The organism is Sporofaciens sp. JLR.KK001, assembly GCF_036941055.1.
Taxonomy (GTDB): domain Bacteria; phylum Bacillota; class Clostridia; order Lachnospirales; family Lachnospiraceae; genus Sporofaciens.
In genome coordinates, this window is sequence record NZ_JAYMNO010000001.1 from 1791023 (window position 1) to 1810871 (window position 19849).

Sequence of the window (19849 nt, forward strand, 5' to 3'; positions counted from 1 at the left end):
ATGATAGTTAGTGTGTTGCCTTGTTATTGTAATGATGCTTTACCTTTCTGGGAATGTCTCGTGGATTTGACTCCCCACAACCTTTTTTATCCCGTACCCGATGTGATATGGCAAAGCGAAATATGCCCTGAATCACGGTGAATTTTTCGGTAAGCGTCTCAGAATCCATATATTCCGGCAGGTGACGGCTCAGGCATCCAACGAGTTCATTCATATTTGTCATGTATCTGTGCTTATTGTTTTTCTGGTTAATGGTATGGTCGATGATTCCGTCCGTTTCCCTCTTGATTGCAAGGGTGAGGTTCGCGAGCAGTATGGATATCCAGAATTCCTGAAGGACCGAGTTCTCGGAATAACCACGAAAGTTCGTAAGTCCTATTTTTTCCTTGATCAGCTTGTAATCTTCTTCCACCGGCCATATAAGAAAGTAGCACTGACGGAACAGATCTTTAACTAGGCCAAAGTCATTTGTGATCAGTGTTTCCAGTGTCCCGCTTGGAAGATAGAACTTTAGGACGCGGACTTTCCTGTCATCCAAAACGAGAATGTGGTCGGTAGTCCCATACTGGTCTGTCGGTGCGGGAATTGCATCGATTGTATTGTTAAACTTAGATCTGAGCCGGAAGAGATACCCGGCATGGATCGTGTCTTCGATATAAGCGATCAATTCTTTTGAAGCATATCCCCTGTCGAAGACGAACATGGTGTATAATAAGCTTGCCCGTGCTTTGTTTTTGATATTGTCCATATGTCTCATGGCAAGTGTACGCTCATCCAGATGGATTGGTTCGAACTGGGCATCAAGGACGCGGTCATTGAGAACGTCAAAAGCAACACTGGCAATGGCAGTGGGAGAGCTGGCACCTCTCCCTATGCTGCCGTATTTATCAAGGAGGGCTTTCCGGTTGGGCAGTGGGATTTTAGAGCCGTCAATAGCTATGATCTGCCGTCCCCAGACACCCAAGAACCGTGTATGGAAAGCAAAGGAATCCTGACTGCAGAGGAAATCCAGTGTACGCTCAAAAGCTTCTTTGAAAATGGAATGATTAATTTTAGAACGCGCTTTGCTGAAAGCCTGCTGTGAGCAGCTGACAGAAGGTGCTCCCGATTTCAGTTTGAGTTCATGGAAAAAACTATCCAGGGACGCGGAGATTGTCTTTTTAACATTGCTAAGTAAAAGTTTGACTAAGGTCCAGTAAGGAAGTTTTCGGCAGTTACGGGTAAAAGCACCTTTTTGTCTGCGCGCCCTGTCTAGGGCATTTGGGTCAAGCAAAGTATCGCAGATAATATCGGCAAGAATCTGTGTTAGTTTCATAAGAAGCAGCTCCTTTCAAAATGTACTATAATCAGGGGCTGCGCCGCAAATCTTGGTTATTTTGTCAAGAATAAATGTGCCGAAAATTCAAAAAAATTTTTGTGCAATATTTTGCACTTGTTCATTAGGAGGAGCTACAAAGAAGACACAGAAAAATCCTGTGCCGATGAAAAGATGATATAAATTTTAGAATGACAAACACTATATATTGTGGTTGCTTTGATTAAGTTGTTAACATTGGATTAAAAACTGCTCTTGACCAGATCTTTATTCAGTCGGGGAAGGGATTTGTCTTTATTATAGATGAATGGGACTGTGTATTTCGAATTGCGAAAAAATGTAAAGAAATACAGAAGGAGTATCTGGATTTTATGCGGGGGCTTTTTAAAGGGGCGGATTATGCGGAGTTGGAGAAATGGTATGATGGATACCGTGTGGGAAAGCTCCATATCTATAATCCTAAATCTGTGGCAGATGCTCTGACGTGGAATGAAATTCAGAGTTACTGGACAGGTACGGAGACTTATGAAGCATTGAAGGTATATATAGATCTGAACTTTGACGGACTGAAGGAAGCAGTCTTAACGATGCTTGGGAATGGGCGGTGTGTGATCGATCCTTCCACATTCCAGAATGATATGACAGTGTTTCGGACGCCCGTTCCTTGGGATCCAGGCCCGCGGTGGGTTATCCAGGACGAGGAGCCGGGGGCGGTTAAGGAGCGCCTGGGCGATTCCAAGCCGTTGTTTCATTCCGCCGGAATAGGTCTTGATCTTCTTACGGGCAGTTTCGGTCAGAGCCACAAGCTCCAATAATTCTTCGGCCCGCCTCCTGGCCTGGGGCTTTGTCATTCCCTTTAAAACCGCCATATAGAGCAGGAAGTCCATACCTGTGAATTCCGGGTAATAGCCGAAATCCTGCGGGAGATACCCAAGCCATGAGCGGTATTCCTCGGTAGTGACGTCCATTCCATCCATTGTGATAGTTCCGCTGTCGGATCTCAGGACGCCGCAGATCATCCGCATGAAAGTCGTCTTTCCTGCACCGTTCGCTCCAAGCAGTCCATAGATTCCCTTGGTGAATGTCAGGGAAATGCGGTCGACCGCGATCTTGTTCTGGTATTGCTTTGATATTCTGTCTACGATAAGTTCCATTCTAATTCCTCCGTTTCCTGGATGATCTTGGTAAATTCATATATTACGGCTCCTGCCAGCAGGACCAGGAGAATCCCCCATCGGTGGAAATGTCTCGTCTGATAGCAGTCCGGAAGCGCTGCCTGAATATACATAAGGAATCCGCTGATGAAGACCGCCGTTCCCAGATAGGCATATCCGGCTTCCTTCCCGCGTATTTTCCGGCTGATCCATAGTCCTGTCAGCGTGGCTGCGAGATAAGGTGTCAGGAGATATACGCCCGTCTGCAGGAAGCCTGCCGTATTATGGAGAGTTCCCAACGGGATCAGGGCGGCAAGCAGGAGCAGATGAGAGAGTCCAAGGATTCCCATGCGTGCGAGGATCACGCTTTTAAGAGAGAATCGGGACGACATCTCCAATTCTGCCATGGCGTAAATATGGGATCTGCCGCTTTCGATTCCGGAAGCTATGGCAACGAAAGGAATGACTGCGGATAGTATCTGCAGAATATCCTGTTCTAGCAGACAGGCGGCTGCAAGCGCCAGAACAAATATTACGGCAGACATCCCCCAGATCCATTTGGGGATATAGCCGACCTGAAATCGCAGGAAGGCAAGAGTGCTGATCTTGCGATTAGGCAGAGCTTGTATAAATGAGTCTCTGCGAAGCGGCGGGGGAGCTTCGCAGGCTTCTTGCAAGAGCCGAATGGTATTCTGCTTTGCGGTATGTGTAGTTCGGTATCTGTGATATGATTTCATGATTTATCCTCCTACAGAGCTTCTTTTAACTGAGACAGCGATTTCGTTGTCCGGCGGTAAAGTGTGAAACGTGAGATGTTATAGATCTGGCAGATCGTGGCTGCGGGAACTTCGTTCACATATTTGAGAAGCAGGATCTCCTGGTCTTCTTCAGGCAGCCTGGTAAGAGCATTTTTCAGGCAGATGCTATCTAACAGTTGATTCTCCAATTTGTTTTCCGTTGATTCCGGGAGATCCGGGGGCAGCTCTTCCAAGGGTTTTCTGCGGAATTCGTCAATACACAGGTTGCGCGCGATCGTGTACAGATATTGCAGGCCTTTCCCGGTATCCTGATAATGTTCATTTTCGAGAAAGCGCAGGAAAGCCTCCTGGGTGATATCTTCGGCCTTTTCACGGTGATGCAGTTTGTAATAGCAGTAGCGGTAGATCTTGTCATACTGTTCTTCTAAGTCTATAAACACGGCAGGCGTACTCCTTTGCGGCAGGTTCATCTTGTTGTCCTATAAAGTATACCCAAGGGCATCCCACAATACAAGCCTTGCGGGCGGGAGGGCTTCGTCCTATAGTGTATAACGGATAATGAGGGGAAAATGTGCGGATTTTTTAGAATTTTTTGTTTTGGGGAGAGAATTGTATATGACAGGAAAAATAAGAAACACAGATGTAAAATAGAAAAACTGGATTGACAGATCATGTAAAAATGCAAAGTAAAATCCACTGTACGAATCTTCTCTTCGGTACAGTGGATTACTTAAACTCTGTGTCCATTGGACGATACCTCGCTTTTCTTATATTTTCTTTGATTTATAGATTTAAGTTTTTGGTGGTCTGTCCTCCTTTTCTTTTGTTAGTATTATGATATCGCATAAAAGTGAAAATGTCAAGAGGAAATCAGAAAAAAATATAGCAATTTTGAAAATAACTGATAATTTCTGCATGGAGAAAGCAAAATTCGTGATAATAAATCAATGAATTTGAAGTGAATTACTATCATTTTAGCGATAGTGGAATCTGTCTATTCTATGAAAAGTTGATAATTTATTGTAAAGGGAGCATACAGATGATAAAATGAAGAAAGAGTTGAGCAGTAAATACTGATAAGATAAAAAAGATCACGGAGGAAAAGTAAGATGGCAGAATCAGAAAACAGCAAAGAGCTGATCAGTGTATTGTGGAGCGGCGCAGATATACTTCGCTCAAAAATGGATGCAAATGAGTATAAGGATTATCTGTTAGGGATCGTGTTCTACAAGTACTTATCGGATTCTTTTTTGATCAAGGCCTATGACCTGATCTATGATGAAAAGCCGGAATCTCTAAGAAGCGCGTTAGAAGCCTATAAGGAAGCACTGGAAGACGAGAGTGCGGAGGAGCTAAAAGAACAGATCAAGTCAGAATGCCATTATGTGATCGAACCCCAGCTAACTTATACATGTTTCGCGGATGCAGCAAGGAATAATGCATTCAACCGTGAACAATTGCAAAAGGCATTCAATAATATCGAACAGAGTGATCCGCTCTTTGCAGACTTATTTACAGATATCGATCTGTACTCGAATCGTCTGGGAACCGGGGATCAGAAGCAAAGTGATACGATCTCAAGCCTGATCAAAGAGATTGACAAGGCAGATCTGCTGAATTCAGATTCCGATGTGTTGGGAAATGCATATGAGTATCTGATCGGTCAGTTTGCCTCTGAGACTGGGAAGAAAGCTGGAGAATTCTATACACCGCAGGCGGTATCTAAGATTTTAACGAAGATAGCTATCGCCGGTCAGGAAACGAAGCGGGGATTATCGGTATATGATCCGTGTATGGGGTCCGGCTCTCTTCTTCTGAACGCAAAGAAATATGCCGCACAGCCAGGGTATATTAAGTACTATGGACAGGAATTGATGACGTCTACATACAATCTTGCAAGAATGAACATGTTCTTACATGGAATTGTTCCAGAGAATCAAATTCTCCATAATGGGGATACTCTGGATGGAGACTGGCCGACAGGAGAAGAGACGAATTTCGATATGGTTCTGATGAATCCTCCGTATTCGGCAAAATGGAGCGCGTCGGTTGGATTTTTACAGGATGAGAGATTCAGTGATTATGGAGTATTAGCGTCCAAATCAAAGGCAGATTACGCATTCTTGCTGCACGGGTTGTATCATTTGAAAAATAACGGAACTATGGCGATCGTATTACCTCATGGTGTTCTGTTCAGAGGGGCGGCAGAAGGGAAGATAAGAGAAAAATTACTTCGGGCAGGGAACATTTACGCGGTGATCGGTCTGCCAGCGAATTTGTTCTATAACACATCTATTCCTACCTGCATTGTGGTCTTGAAGAAGCATAGGGAAGGAAGAGACGTATTGTTCATAGATGCTTCCCGGAAGTTTGACAAGGGGAAGAAGCAGAATGCCATGACGGATGAACATATTGATTCGGTCATTGAACTATATGGTAAGAGGGAGACGGTAGAGAAAGAGTCGTATCTTGCTGATTTTGAAGATATAGAGAAGAACGACTTCAATCTTAATATCCCAAGGTATGTGGATAACTTCGAGAAGGAAGAAGAAGTGAATCTGAATGCACTTCTGGATGAGATGAAGAAGACAGATGAAGAAATAGGACAGGTTCAGGGAGAGTTTGTATCACTTCTTAAGGACCTGACTTCTTCGGATGAGACAATTATGTCTTCGTTAAATGAGCTTGTTGGGATGATTGAGGGGAATCGCTGTGAGTAAAGTTTGGAGTTTATGATCACATGATGGTTAAAATATTTGTAATTGTATAAGCAAGGTTGCAGTCTATAATCTGGAAATATGTTGACTTCGTTAAAGGCTGCGACGTGTCGCAACTTTTGGAAGGTGGTATTGATGGATAATTCATATTCAATATCAGGGGACGGAAGGAAGAAGTGTGGAGAATATGGAGGCTAAAAGAGATTATAGAAATGGGAGAGAAGGATTGATATGAATAAACCAAGGGTTAGATTTAAAGGGTATACAGATGATTGGGAACAGCGTAAGTTGAATGACATAGCTGATGTTAGAGATGGTACGCATGATTCACCAAAGTATGTGCAAGAAGGTCATCCGTTTATCACTTCTAAGAATGTAAGCAATGGATGTATTAATTATGATGATGTTCAATATGTTACTGACGAAGATTATGAGGAAATAAATAAGCGGTCAAAAGTTGATATGCATGACATTCTTATGGGTATGATTGGGACGATTGGAAATCTAGCTTTAATCCGTGAAAAGCCTGATTTTGCAATAAAAAATGTGGCTCTCATAAAGTATACAGGAGATGTTGATTACCAATTTTTATATCAAGCTCTCCAAACAGGATATGTGACCAATCAATTATCTACTGGAATGGACGGAGGAACTCAGAAATTTGTGTCTTTAAAGAAAATTCGTGAATTAGATATTCCATATCCAGAAGTACCAGAACAAGAAAAAATCGGAATCTATTTCACAAATCTCGACCACCTCATCACCCTTCACCAAAGCGTAAGTATATTTACACAAAAAATACTATGAAATCCGAACTATAAAAACAAGGAGAAGATAAAATGCCAGAATTAGAGTCAATGTTAGAGAATAAATTGATCGAACAGTTGGTTTACGGGGAGTCCCAGTGGACATACCGGAAAGACCTGAAGACAGAATCAGATCTTTGGGTAAACTTTCGGTACATTCTGGAACAGAATAACAAGGACAGGCTGAACGGAGAGCCGCTCTCAGACAAAGAGTTTGAGCAGGTGAAGAACCAACTACAGTTCTCTTCTTTTTATAAGGCTGGCGAATGGCTGGTTGGAGAGAATGGGAAGGTTCAGGTGCACGTCCAGAGAAGTACTAAGCGTTTGCATCTTGTAGTAATGAACCATGAACACATTGCAGGCGGCAGCAGTGTCTATGAAGTGATCAATCAATACAATGCCCTGGAGACCGCAGAGGACAGCAAAGCCCCGGCAAGGGATCGAAGATTCGACGTTACCCTTCTGATCAATGGACTGCCCATGATCCATATAGAGTTGAAGAACAAGCAGCACTCTTATATAGAAGGTTTTAATCAGATCAAGAAATATATCGGCGAAGGGAAATTTACCGGAATATTCTCTGCCGTTCAGATGTTTGTTGTAAGCAACGGCGTGGATACCAAATACTTTTCTGCTGCAGGTGATACGGAATTGAATTCCAAATTCTTAAGCGGATGGCTGGATAAGGACAATAATCCGGTGACGGATTATATTGATTTTGCCAAAAGTGTGCTGCGGATCCCGGAGGCACATGAGATGATTGCGAGATATACCGTATTAGATGAGAAGGCGAAGCGATTGATCTTGCTGCGCCCCTATCAGATCCATGCCATAGAATCTATAAGAGAAGCATCAAGAACCGGAAGATCCGGATTTGTCTGGCATACGACTGGTTCCGGGAAGACGTTGACCTCGTACAAAGCGACAAGGAATCTGCTGATGGACATCCCTGCTTTGGACAAAGCAATCTTCCTAATCGACAGAAAGGATCTGGATGAACAGACTACATCGGCATTCCAGACATATGCGAATAATGATCTGATCGATGTGGATCAGACGGAGAATGTGAATGACTTGAAGAAAAAGCTGAAATCAGAAGACAGACAGATGATTGTAACTACGATTCAAAAGCTTCACAGGCTGATTACGAAGAGATTAAAAGAAGATACTCCGGAGTACAGCAAGATAAAGAATTTAAGGATTGCATTTGTTGTGGATGAGTGCCACCGGGCGGTCACTCCGGGTACGAAGAGGGAGTTAGAGAGATTCTTTGGCAGGTCACTGTGGTTTGGATTTACAGGAACTCCAAGATTTGCCGAGAATTCCTATCCTCAGTTGGGGGATTTGCCGCGTACTACGGAAGAGTTATACGGAAAAGTACTGCATAGATACACCATACAGAACGCCATACATGATAGGGCTGTACTTGGATTTCAGGTAGAGCATAACGGACCTAAGAATGTAACAGATGAAACAGACAAAAGTGTGTATGACAATGAATCACATATGCTGAAAGTCCTGGAGGTCATTTTGAATAAATCCTATCACAAATTGGGATTTCAGAATGGGAAGGGCAAGACTTATGAGGCATTGCTTACAACAAGTTCTATCCCGTTGGCACAGAGATATTATGACTTACTGACACGTGTAAAGAACGGAGAGACCTCTCTTATGATTGATGAGAAGATGAAGCAGGTTCTTCCGGATTTTCCTAAATTCGCCATTACATATTCGGTATCGGAGAATGAAGAAGGATCACATGTGAATCAGCAGAAGATGCAGCGTTCGCTGGATGATTACAATCATATGTTCGGTACAAAATTTGATCTCTCTCAAATTCAGTCATATAATATGAATTTGAATGAAAGGCTTGCCAGAAAAGCGCCGCAATTCAAAAGAAGGAGCAAGCAGCTTGATCTGGTAATTGTTGTAGACCGTCTGCTGACGGGCTTTGACGCTCCGTGTATGTCGACGATCTTTATTGACCGGCAGCCTATGGGACCGCACGATCTGATTCAGGCCTTTTCGAGAACGAATCGTATTTACGATACGCAAAAGGTTTATGGGCAGATTGTCACCTTCCAGGCGCCTGTTTTGTTCAAGAAATGTGTGGATAATGCGGTGAAATTATATTCTGCAGGCGGTACGAAGGAGTCGCTGTTAGCGGAATGGGATGAGATTGAGCCGGCATTTCGGAAAGCCCTTGCAGCCCTTCGGGTTTCTGCACAGACGCCTTCAGAGGTTCCGGGTATGTCCTTGAAGGAGAAGAAGATTTTTGCCAAGATCTTTCAAAGCTTTGACAAATTATTTGCCCAGTTGAAATCGTTTACCAATTATGATGATATAGAACTTTCGGAATACGGGATTACTGAAGAAGAATATATCGATTACGCGGGGCATTATCAGAATGTATTAGAAGAGATAAGGGAAGAGAGAGCGGATTTAGAGGGTGATAGCCTGGATATGGAAGAAGTTGATCAGGATTATGAACTGCTGGCATACAGCAACACGAAGATTGATTATGAATATATTATCAATCTGATCCAGAATATTGTCACGCCAGATGAGGAGGCAGAGGATATCACCCCAGAAGAAAGACAGAAAAAAATGGATGAAGTAAAACAGTATGTAGACGAGCTCCATAAGGAAAATCCAAAGGTCGCGGACCTTATGTCTAATTTGATCTATGAGATCGAGTTGGATGAGAAGAAATACAAGGGCCAGTCCATTCTCAATATTGTTGAAAATATGAAACATGACTGTATTGACCAGGTGATCACAGATTTCTGTATCACATGGTATGCGTCCAAAGATGACGTGATGTATGCCGCAACACATTACAGAGACGGCGTCATTCCGAACGAGAGCGCCATTAAGGCAACGATTGATTATACAAGCTATAAGGCGGTGCAGGAAAAAGCCGTGCCTAAGTTTAAGTATTATACCCAAGTGATAGAGGAATTGAAGAAAACTTTAGATGAAGAGATCAAGCCGCTTATGAATCATTAAGTAATAGATGATGTTGTTGAGTGATTTTCTTTGTATATATCAGCGTAAGCAATTTCAAGAAATGGAGGCGGCTTATGCTAAGAGAAATGAACAAGTCATCACTCTTTTTTGAATACTATAGACAATGGGTAGATGTTTATAAGAGGGGTGCGATAAGAGAAGCAACAATGTCAAAATATTTGATGACGCAGAAATGGGTAGAAAAGCTTGCGCCAGACTTAAAGATTTCGGAATTAACAAGAACGATGTATCAACAGCTTTTGAATGATTATGCGCAGTATCATGAGAGACAGACAACACTTGATTTTCATCATCAATTAAAAGGCGCGGTACTTGATGCTGTTGATGAAGGCCTGATTGAGAGAGATCCTACAAGAAAGGCGATTATTAAGGGGAAGACGCCAGGAATTAAGAAGATAAAATACTTGAATCAGTTTGAACTGCATATGCTGATTGCCGGGCTTGATATTAAGGATGAACCGAATTGGGACTGGTTTATTCTCTTAGTTGCGAAGACGGGTATGCGTTTTTCTGAGGCGCTTGCGATCACTCCGGCGGATTTTGATTTCTCAAGGCAGACATTGTCGATTAGTAAGACTTGGGATTATAAAGGTGAAGGGGGATTTATGCCGACGAAGAATCATTCGTCGGTAAGAAAGATCCAGATTGACTGGCAGATTGTGGTCAAGTTTTCTGAGTTGGTGAAAGGATTGCCGGAGGATAAGCCGATTTTTGTCGGTGAATCAAAGATATATAATTCTACGGTAAATAATGTTCTTGCAAGGCATTGTCAGGCGTGCGGGATTTCTGTGATTTCCATTCACGGACTCCGCCATACACACGCTTCCTTGCTGCTGTTTGCGGGAGTATCTATCGCGAGCGTTGCCCGCAGATTAGGCCATGCAAGTATGACTACAACGCAGAAGACGTATCTGCATATCATTCAGGAGCTTGAGAACAAGGATGTAGATCTGGTAATGAGAACTTTATCAGGATTGTAAAAAGATTGCAGCAGACGGAAGCTTACGCTGATTATATATAGATGATGGAGGTAAACGAATTATGAATGAAACTTTTTTGGAAAATATCTTGTGTGAGGTCTCTGTATCCGGCTGTGAGGAGCCGGTGCAGGAGGTAGTGAAGGCATATATGGAGAATTATGCGGACGAGATACGCGAAGACGAGATCGGAGACGTGGTCTGTGTATTGAACCCGGAGAGCGAGAGGAGGATTATGCTGTCCGCCCATGCAGATGAGATCGGCGCGGTCATTTCCCATGTGAAGGAGGACGGCCATATTCAGGTCGTGAACCGCGGCGGGATCATCTCCTTTACCTATCCGGGGCAGCAGATCAAGATATGCGGGAAGGAGGGGACCGTCTACGGAGTGGTAGAAGCGACACGGGAAACCTTCGGCAGCAAGGAACTGAAAGCGAAGGATTTCCTGGTGGATATCGGCGCAAGGACAAGAGAAGAAGCATATGAGAAGATTTCTCTTGGGGACGCGGTGGTATTGGATACTCATATACGGAAGATGATGAATGGGAGGCTGACGGCACGCGCGCTGGATGACAGGCTTGGTGTGTTCATTATCATGGAAGCGCTCAGGAGAGCGAAGGAGAAGGGGTGCAAGGCGGGAGTGTATGCTGCGTCCACCGTAGGGGAAGAGACGACGAAGAACGGGGCATACTGGTGCAGCTCACGGATCAAGCCGGATCTGGCTGTGATCGTAGACGTGACCTATTGCACCGATTACGGAGACGGAGAGACGGCGGAGGCAGGAGAGGTGCTGCTTGGAGGGGGCCCGGTGCTGTGCAACAGTCCTACCGTAGCGAAGAGGCTGAATGATCAGGTGGAAGACTGTGCAGCAGATCTGGGGATTCCTGTTCAGAGAGAGGCGGCAGGCGGTCTTACTTGTACGGATGGGGACAAGATCCATTTCAGCGGAGAGGGTGTGCCGCTGGTATTGGTATCCATTCCGCTCCGTTACATGCATACGCCGGCAGAAGTAGCGGACCGGAAGGATGTGGAAGGATGTATAGAATTGATCGCGGAGTTCCTGTGCCGGTAGAGTATTTAATGTCCGTCAGGGAGACTGTCCGTCATGGCGTTCAGCACGATGGACTCCACATAAGTGAACCCTGCCGCTCCGGCAAGGAGTGTGAAGATCAGTACGAACAATAGTGTCTGGACAGAGAAGAGGCAGAGGAACAATACCGGCAGATTCATTGCGATGAGCATAAGGAACAGTCCCGGTTTTCCGGCGATGGTCCGGGGAATATACCGTAAGGCCTCTGCGTGCGTGCAGTGGAACCGTGCAAGGAGCGGGAAGTAATACAGCGCATATACGCCGAGCAGGATCAGGAATATCAGCGAGAGGACTCCTGTGATCAGGTACAGGAGTCCTGTGCTTTGAAGAGCAAGGATAATATTGAAGGAGAATAATGTACTTATGACTGCAAAGAGCAGGAAAGTGATGGATGCCGGTTTCAGATTCCGCCGGAATGCGTGGAAATATTCTCTTATAATGTAGGATTCTTCATTTTTTACCAGCTTCAGAGTGACTGAGAAAAGCGCTGCCAACGAGGCCCCGATGGTGATGAGGGGCAGCGAGGTAAGGACAAAAAGAAGATTCAGAAGCAGCAGTTCAAAAATTCTTGAAAACATATCTATGATTTTTGATTCATGATTCATGAGAAAAACCTCCATAATATTTAATGATTTATCAAGTAAAACTTTACCGATATTTATCTATCTGATTTCAATTTTATCAAATTTCATGCGGAGAATCAAACAAAAAAGTCTATATATAGTGCACAAAATACATGGGGTTAAATTTGTGTATATTAACGATTTTGATATGGAAACAACAGATTTACTAGTAAAACATTGACGTATAACCGGTAAAATGATATTATAAGACCGTAAACAAATTAATACTTATCGAAATGGGAGGAAAAAGTGTGTGTCAAGAGTAAAGAAACGTTGGGAAGATGAACAGCTTCTGCATATCAGAAGATGTGCGCCCCACACGGATTATGAGAGAACATCGGAGAAGGAAGACCGGATTTCCCTGAACGGAAGCTGGCAGTTCCTTTATATCCACGCGCCGGAATATTCACCGGAAGGCTTCTTTGACGTGGACTTTTCGGACAGCGGATGGGATACGCTCACGGTTCCGTCCTGCTGGGAGATGAAAGGTTACGGTAAGATGCATTATACGGATGTCTGGTATTTGTTTCCGATCAATCCTCCGTTTGTGCCGTCTGAGAATCCGACGGGTATCTACCGCAGAACGGTGATGCTGCCGGAAGAGTGGGGAGAGAGAAGGAAGATCCTAAGGTTTGACGGTGCAGGCAGCGCATTTGACGTGTGGGTGAACGGACAGCATGCAGGCTACAGCAAGGGAAGCCGTCTATCGTCTGAATTTGACATCACAGAGCTTGTCCGTCCCGGCGAGAATCAGATTACGGTCAGAGTGTACAGGTGGTCCGACGGAACCTATCTGGAATGTCAGGATATGTGGTGGTACAGCGGTATCTACAGAGATGTGACATTGATTGCAAGACCGGAGACCGGGATTGAGGATTATGCCGTGGAGGCAGGGCTTGCGGACGACTACAGGCAGGGAATCCTGACCCAGTGGATTACCGCGTCGAAGGAAGCGGACAGGGCAGAGTGGATGCTTACGGATGCTTACGGAACAGAGATTGCCAAGGGGACGGAGGCGCTGAATGAGGGATGCGCCAGGATTCGGACGAATGTGGGAGATGTCTGCCCGTGGAGTGCGGAGATACCGTCGCTTTACAGGATAAGGCTTAAGCTGTACGGCGGGGAAGGTTCTGCGGATGTGATGGATGAAGCAGAGGTTGTTACAGGCTTTCGAAGAGTGGAGGTCAGAGGTTCGAATTTCCTTGTAAATGGTGTGCCGATCCTGATCAACGGGGTCAATATGCATGATTTCAGTCCGGACGGAGGCGCGGTAGTTAGCCAGGAAACCGTGGAAGAGCATCTGCGTATGATGAAGCGTTATAACATCAATGCGGTAAGGTGTGCCCATTATCCGAAGATGCCATATTTTTACCGGCTCTGTGACAAGTATGGATTTTATGTCATTGACGAGGCGGATCTGGAAACCCATGGATTTGAATGGATCGAGAAGTACGAGTGGCTGAACAATGAGGAGAGCTGGCAGGGGGCGTACGTAGACCGTGCCGTGCGCATGGTGAAGGAGCACAGAAACCATCCGTGTATCCTGATGTGGTCTCTGGGAAATGAATCCTCAGTGGGGAAGAATTTTAACGCTTCTGCTGAAGCGATCCGCAGGCTTGATGATTCCAGACTGATCCATTATGAGAGTGATTACGAGGCAGATATCACGGATGTGTATTCGACCATGTATACGAGACTGGATGGCATGCGGCGTATCGGAGAGAGCAATGACTGCCACGGGAAACCGCATATTCTGTGCGAGTACGGGCATGCCATGGGAAACGGCCCCGGTAATCTCGAAGAATATCAGAGATTGTTCCGGAGATATGAGAGGCTTCAGGGCGGATTCATATGGGAATGGTATGATCATGGAATCGAGAAGACGGATGCCGAAGGCAGCAGGACCTGGTGGTACGGCGGTGATTTTGGGGATGAACCGAATAATTCTAATTTTTGCATGGATGGATTGCTGCGGCCGGATGGGGAGGTATCTTCGGGACTGATCCATTATAAGCAGGTGATCGCGCCTGTAAGGGCAGAAGCGGCCGATCTGTCTGAGGGGATGCTTAAGATCAGGAATCTTTATGATTTCAAAGATCTGAGCGGTATTGCGCTGAATTATCAGATCGTACATGATGAGACGGTGGATGCTTCAGGACGGATCGAGGAATTGGATGTCAAAGCAGGAGAAGAGGCGCCGGTGAGGATTCCATATCAGATAGAAGAGCCGGAACCGGGAAGTGATTATTACCTGAATCTGTCATTCGTGTGTAAGAATGCTTCGGATTATGCTCCGGCAGGCCATGAGATAGGGACGGCTCAGTTCCTTCTTCCGGCAGGCAATGCGGGGAAACAGCAAAATGCCGGATTGCCGGAGGCAGAAACATTGGTTGCCGCAGACCGTGATGTGAGCGGACAGAAGCTTAAGAAGGCGCTCGTTGTCAGCGAGACGGCTGCCCGAGCCGAGATCGCGGGGGAGGACTTTAGCGTCGTCTTCAACAAGATCACCGGGAAGCTCGAAAGCTATGAGGTGAACGGGAAGCACAGGATCATTGAGGGGCCGTCGCTGAACCTCTGGCGTGCACCGATCGACAATGATATGTACAAGGTTGCGGACTGGAAGGAGAAATATTTCCTGCACCGGCAGCAGGAGCAGGTGGAAGAATTCGAGATCTGCCGCAGCGTTACGGAGCAGACCGAGGAGACATTTCCAGACATCCTGGTGAAGGTTCGTACACATTTCTCGCCGCTTAGCATGGCATTTGGATTCAAGGGATGTTACCTCTGGCGCGTAAAACAAAGCGGCGAGCTGTCACTGGCCCTTGATATAAAAGGATTTAAGTACAGCAAATTCATACCGGAATTCATACCGCGCATAGGGATCGAGATGAGGCTGCCGGAAGAGATGAAGAATATCGCATGGTACGGTCTTGGACCGGAAGAGAATTACTGTGATATGAAGTCTGCGGTCCGGATGGGTATATACAGAAAAACCGTGGAGGAGATGCATGTCGAGTATGCGAAGCCGCAGGAGAACGGGCACCGGGAAGAGGTGCGGTGGCTTGCGGCAGGCGATGATAAGGAGAGCCTTCTGATCTGTTCGGCCGGAGGAGTCGGGATTGATGTGCACGACTATACCATAGATGATCTGGAGCGCGCACGGCATGTGGGCGAGATCCGGCGCTGCGGCGAGACGGTGGTCCACATAGATGCGAAGCACTCCGGTCTTGGAACCAACTCCTGCGGTGAGGAACAGACATATGCAAATAAAACGAAACTCAATGATTATTCCATGAGACTTGTATTTAGATGCGTAAGGAATGAAGCTGTTATTGAGGAAAGCAGGAAAGTTAAGGTGAAAGAAAATGACTAAGAAATCTTTTGTAAACCGTAAAACAATACCTTATATTATGATAGCTCCGGTTGTGGTGATATTTCTTGTGTTTATGGTGTACCCAATCTTACGATCCCTGTATCTGAGCTTTTTTGAACTGGTGTCGGGCTCTTATGAATTCGTAGGGATCAAGAATTATCAGAATCTATTCAAGGACGAGACGTTCTGGAAGAGTCTGCTTAACACGTGTATCTATCTGATCGTGCAGGTTCCTGTCATGATCGGCGGCGCTCTTCTGATCGCGGTTGCGGTGGAACAGAAATTCATGAGAGGGAAGGCGTTTTTCAGGACTACGATCTTCCTGCCGTCCGTAACTGCACTGGTTGCATACGCACTGGTATTCAAGGTTCTGTTAAATGGGGACCATGGACTGATCAACTATGTGATCGAGCTGTTCGGGGGCAAAGGGATCAACTGGTTTTACGAGGAGTGGCCGGCGAGATTCGCGGTTATCATCTCCATTACCTGGAGGTGGCTCGGCTACAATATGATCATTCTTCTGGCGGGCATCCAGTCCATACCGGGAGAACTGATGGAGGCGGCCGATATTGACGGGGCAACCTTCTGGGATAAATTATTCTATATCACGATCCCTATGGTGAAACCGATCATTATGTTCTGCACCATCACCTCAACGATCGGCACGCTGCAGTTATTCGACGAGCCGTTCATCCTGACGGAGGGCGGACCAAACAATGCGACCATTACGATGGGCCAGTATCTATATAACAATGGTTTCCGTTATCTGAAGTTCGGCTACGCGTCAGCGATCGGCTATGTGATGACTGTGATCATCGGCCTGTTGTCAATCGTTCAGTTTAAAGCGACGAAGGAGGATTAGTCATGAAAGCATTTGGAAAAATATTTGGATATATCGTACTTATCATAGCAGCTTTCCTGTCGCTGTTCCCGTTCTATTTCATGTTTGTATCGGGAACGAATACCAATAACCAGATCTTGTCGGTGCCGCCGAAGCTTACGATCGGCAGCGAACTGGCAGCGAATTTTGAGATCCTTGTGGATAAGGTCGACCTGCTTACAAGTATCTGGAACACGTTATTTATATCCGTTGTGTATACGGTTCTGGCGCTTTTGATATTCTCGGCGGCAGGCTATGCACTGGCCAAATTCGATTTCAAGGGCAAGGGCATTATCTTTACATTTGTCATGGGTTCCATGATGATCCCGTCGCTGGTAATGTATGTGCCGTTGTTCGAGATGATGATTGAGATCGATATGACGGACAGCCATTGGGCGGTGATCCTGCCGATGCTTGCCAATGCTTTTGGAATCTTCCTGATGCGCCAGAATATGCTGAACTTCCCTACGGCGCTTTTAGAGGCGGGAAGAATCGACGGAGTCGGTGAGATCAGCCTGTTCTTCAGGATTGTGCTGCCGAACATCAAGCCGGCGCTTGGCGCACTGGTCATCTATATGTTCACCAGTATGTGGAATAACTTTATGTGGCCGTTGATCATCCTGGGAAGCGAGGAGAAATATACGCTTCCGATTTCCCTGGCAATGCTGGACGGAAATCCGACGAACAAGAACTATGCTGTGATCTTACTTGCGACAGCCGTAGCGACCCTGCCGATTCTGATTATATTCCTGGTATTCCAGAAGCAATTCGTAGCAGGCGTTATGGGCGGAGCAGTGAAAGAGTAAATTGCCGCCGAACGAAGATAAGGGGCGGTACATATATGAAGGAGGAAAAGAAGATGATGAGAAGAAACATGAAACGAATGATGGCAGCTGCGCTTGTAGGTGTTATGACGGCGTCGCTTGCACTCACAGGATGCGGTGGGAAGGACAAGAAGAAATCAGACAGCGGCGAGAAGGTGATTACGGTGTGGTCATGGGACGTTGCGCTGATGCAGCTTCAGGAGGCGGCAGAGGAGTACCAGAAGGATCACCCGGATGTAAAGTTCGAGTTTGAAGAGATGGGAACCGACCAGATCTATAAGAAGTTATCTACTTCCCTTGCAACCGGAAACGGTATCGCAGACATTATCTCTGTTGAGGGAGAGGTTCTCGTAGGCTATGCCGATAAGTTCCCGGAAGGGTTCCTGGATGTGAGCGATGTGGTAGAGACAGATCAATTCCTTCCGTCCAAGATATCCGAGGTATCTTATAAGGATAAGATCCACGCGTTCCCATGGGATGCAGGCCCGGAAGGACTGTTCTACCGGACAGATTATTTCGAGCAGGCAGAGGTATCTCCGGAGGACATTAAGACCTGGGATGATCTGATCGAGGCGGGCAAGAAGATTGAAGCAGTCTGCAAGACTCCGTCGGGAGACCCGGTGAAGATGATTCCGGTGGATCCAAAGAAGAGCACCATCTATTCTTTGATCCGCAGCCAGCTTGGAATCGGTGTATTTGACGAGGACGGCAATCCGATCGTGGACGACGAGCGTTCGATCCAGGCGATGGAGAAAGCGAAAGAAATCTATGATTCAGGTGTTGCCCTTAACTACAACGGCTGGGATGAGTATGAGCAGACGGTTGTAAATGAGTCGGTTGCATGTATCCCGGAGGCGGTATGGATGATCGGAACCATCAAGGATAAGGGACCTCAGACAGAAGGGAAATGGGGCGTTATGGATCTTCCGGCGGTAGAAGGCGGAGAATATAGCTGCAGCAACGGCGGTTCTGACGTGGCGATCAATGCGAAGACAGATTATCCGGACGAGGTGAAGGATTTCGTGAAATTTGCAATGACAGATGAAGCGCTCCAGGCGAGCGGATTCGAGAAATACGGCCTGTATCCGTCTTATATCCCGGCATATGAGAATGAACTCTTCCAGAAGGGCGATCCGTTCTTCGGCGAGGAGAATATCTATAATATCTTTATCGAAAACGGTAAGAAGGTTGCAGAGATCCCGATCTCTCCAAACGGACAGGAAGCAGGAGATTCCATCGGTGCGGCAGTATCTAAGATCCTCTTGAACGGGGAAGAGGTAGAGCCTGTAATGAAGGATCTTCAGAAAGAGTTAGAAGCCAAATTCAAGTAAAGAAAAAAACAGGAAAGGGGCATAAAATGCCCCTTTTTAAAATGAATTGTGTTATACTAATATAGCAAGATGGAGGACAGATGAAGAAGTATTTAGGGATTCTGGGACTTTTGACGGTAACGGTCATCTGGGGCGGAGGTTTCGTGGCAAGCGATATGGCGCTTGAGACCCTCTCGCCGTTTCAGATCATGGTGATCCGTTTCCTGATTGCGGCAGTGCTGATGACATTGTTTGGCATTAAGCAGATCAAGACGATTTCCAGAGAAGAGATTCGCTGCGGCTTCTGGCTTGGGGCGGCTCTTTTCGGAGGATTCGCACTGCAGATCATTGCACTGCAATATACGACGCCTTCTAAGAATGCATTTCTGACGGCGACGAATGTAGTATTTGTACCATTTATCGCACTGGTGATATACAGGAAGAAGATCGAAGTCCGAAGCTTGATCGGAGCCGTGATGGCGCTTGCCGGAGCGGGCGTGCTTTCGCTTAAGAATGATTTTTCCATTGGGCTTGGCGATGGGCTGACGCTGCTGTGCGCAGTATGCTTCGCGCTTCAGATATTTCTGACAGGAGAATATGTAGGAAGGATACGTCCGGCGGTGCTTAATTTCCTGCAGATGACGACAGCGTGTGTGCTGTCGGCGGCGGGTCTTCTGCTCTCGGGGGATTTCACATTCGCCCCGTCTACGAGAAGCCTTCTGGCGGTGCTGTATCTGGGCGTGGTGAGTACGACCATTACTTATCTTCTGCAGACCGTATCGCAGAAATACGTGGATGAGACCAAGTCTGCGATCATCCTGTCCATGGAGGCAGTATTCGGGACATTTTTCTCCGTGCTGCTGCTCCATGAGAATGTGACGGTGCGTATGCTTGCGGGTTCGGCGCTGATACTGGCGGCAGTGCTGGTATCGGAGGTCTCATTTAAGAAGGAAAGTAAAAGTAACTAAATCATATATTAAAGGTGGGCATCA

General features: G+C 46.1%; 14 protein-coding genes and 1 pseudogene. 10 read left to right on the forward strand and 5 right to left on the reverse strand.

Annotated features, from left to right (window positions below; genetic code table 11):
• Positions 1-7: 7 nt before the first annotated feature.
• From VSQ62_RS09480 to VSQ62_RS09495, 4 genes and pseudogenes are all read right to left on the reverse strand, one after another.
• The gene (locus VSQ62_RS09480) at positions 8-1315 is read right to left on the reverse strand and encodes an IS4 family transposase (RefSeq protein WP_334634548.1); all 1308 of its coding nucleotides are present in this window, start codon (positions 1313-1315) and stop codon (positions 8-10) included.
• 657 nt (positions 1316-1972) lie between these two features.
• A pseudogene (locus tag VSQ62_RS09485) lies at positions 1973-2469 on the reverse strand (ATP-binding cassette domain-containing protein); the annotation flags it as partial.
• A complete protein-coding gene (locus VSQ62_RS09490; RefSeq protein WP_334634549.1) occupies positions 2454-3206 on the reverse strand; it encodes a hypothetical protein in 753 nt (250 codons plus the stop codon). The pseudogene VSQ62_RS09485 and the gene VSQ62_RS09490, both read right to left, overlap by 16 nt.
• Positions 3207-3217: 11 nt before the next feature.
• Positions 3218-3667, reverse strand: coding sequence for an RNA polymerase sigma factor (locus tag VSQ62_RS09495; RefSeq protein ID WP_334634550.1), 450 nt, complete (start codon positions 3665-3667; stop codon positions 3218-3220).
• Positions 3668-4336: 669 nt separating this feature from the next.
• Here VSQ62_RS09495 and VSQ62_RS09500 point away from each other — a divergent pair.
• The 5 genes from VSQ62_RS09500 to VSQ62_RS09520 all read left to right on the forward strand — a co-directional run bounded on the left by VSQ62_RS09500 (position 4337) and on the right by VSQ62_RS09520 (position 11829).
• A complete protein-coding gene (locus tag VSQ62_RS09500) occupies positions 4337-5947 on the forward strand; it encodes a type I restriction-modification system subunit M (RefSeq protein ID WP_334634551.1) in 1611 nt (536 codons plus the stop codon).
• A gap of 228 nt (positions 5948-6175) precedes the next feature.
• Positions 6176-6751, forward strand: coding sequence for a restriction endonuclease subunit S (locus VSQ62_RS09505; protein WP_334634553.1), 576 nt, complete (start codon positions 6176-6178; stop codon positions 6749-6751).
• A gap of 32 nt (positions 6752-6783) precedes the next feature.
• The gene (locus VSQ62_RS09510) at positions 6784-9759 is read left to right on the forward strand and encodes a type I restriction endonuclease subunit R (protein ID WP_334634554.1); all 2976 of its coding nucleotides are present in this window, start codon (positions 6784-6786) and stop codon (positions 9757-9759) included.
• Positions 9760-9833: 74 nt separating this feature from the next.
• On the forward strand, positions 9834-10760 hold the full coding sequence (locus VSQ62_RS09515) for a site-specific integrase (RefSeq protein WP_334634555.1): 927 nt from the start codon (positions 9834-9836) through the stop codon (positions 10758-10760).
• A gap of 61 nt (positions 10761-10821) precedes the next feature.
• Entirely contained in the window at positions 10822-11829 is a 1008-nt protein-coding gene (locus VSQ62_RS09520) for a M20/M25/M40 family metallo-hydrolase (RefSeq protein ID WP_334634556.1), read from the forward strand.
• Positions 11830-11834: 5 nt separating this feature from the next.
• Here VSQ62_RS09520 and VSQ62_RS09525 read toward each other — a convergent pair whose 3' ends face one another.
• Complete coding sequence (locus VSQ62_RS09525; RefSeq protein ID WP_334634557.1) at positions 11835-12452, reverse strand: DUF624 domain-containing protein; 618 nt, start codon at positions 12450-12452, stop codon at positions 11835-11837.
• 271 nt (positions 12453-12723) lie between these two features.
• Here VSQ62_RS09525 and VSQ62_RS09530 point away from each other — a divergent pair, with 271 nt between their 5' ends.
• The 5 genes from VSQ62_RS09530 to VSQ62_RS09550 all read left to right on the forward strand — a co-directional run bounded on the left by VSQ62_RS09530 (position 12724) and on the right by VSQ62_RS09550 (position 19825).
• Positions 12724-15843 (forward strand): glycoside hydrolase family 2 TIM barrel-domain containing protein, encoded by a 3120-nt coding sequence (locus VSQ62_RS09530; RefSeq protein WP_334634558.1) that lies wholly within the window; start codon positions 12724-12726, stop codon positions 15841-15843.
• The gene (locus VSQ62_RS09535) at positions 15836-16705 is read left to right on the forward strand and encodes a carbohydrate ABC transporter permease (RefSeq protein ID WP_334634559.1); all 870 of its coding nucleotides are present in this window, start codon (positions 15836-15838) and stop codon (positions 16703-16705) included. The genes VSQ62_RS09530 and VSQ62_RS09535 overlap by 8 nt, the downstream gene beginning before the upstream one ends.
• A gap of 2 nt (positions 16706-16707) precedes the next feature.
• Positions 16708-17529, forward strand: coding sequence for a carbohydrate ABC transporter permease (locus tag VSQ62_RS09540; protein WP_334634560.1), 822 nt, complete (start codon positions 16708-16710; stop codon positions 17527-17529).
• 53 nt (positions 17530-17582) lie between these two features.
• A complete protein-coding gene (locus VSQ62_RS09545; RefSeq protein ID WP_334634562.1) occupies positions 17583-18878 on the forward strand; it encodes an ABC transporter substrate-binding protein in 1296 nt (431 codons plus the stop codon).
• A gap of 80 nt (positions 18879-18958) precedes the next feature.
• Positions 18959-19825 carry a DMT family transporter gene (locus VSQ62_RS09550; RefSeq protein ID WP_334634563.1) on the forward strand — a complete coding sequence of 289 codons (867 nt, stop codon included), beginning with the start codon at positions 18959-18961 and terminating at the stop codon, positions 19823-19825.
• Positions 19826-19849: the final 24 nt, after the last annotated feature.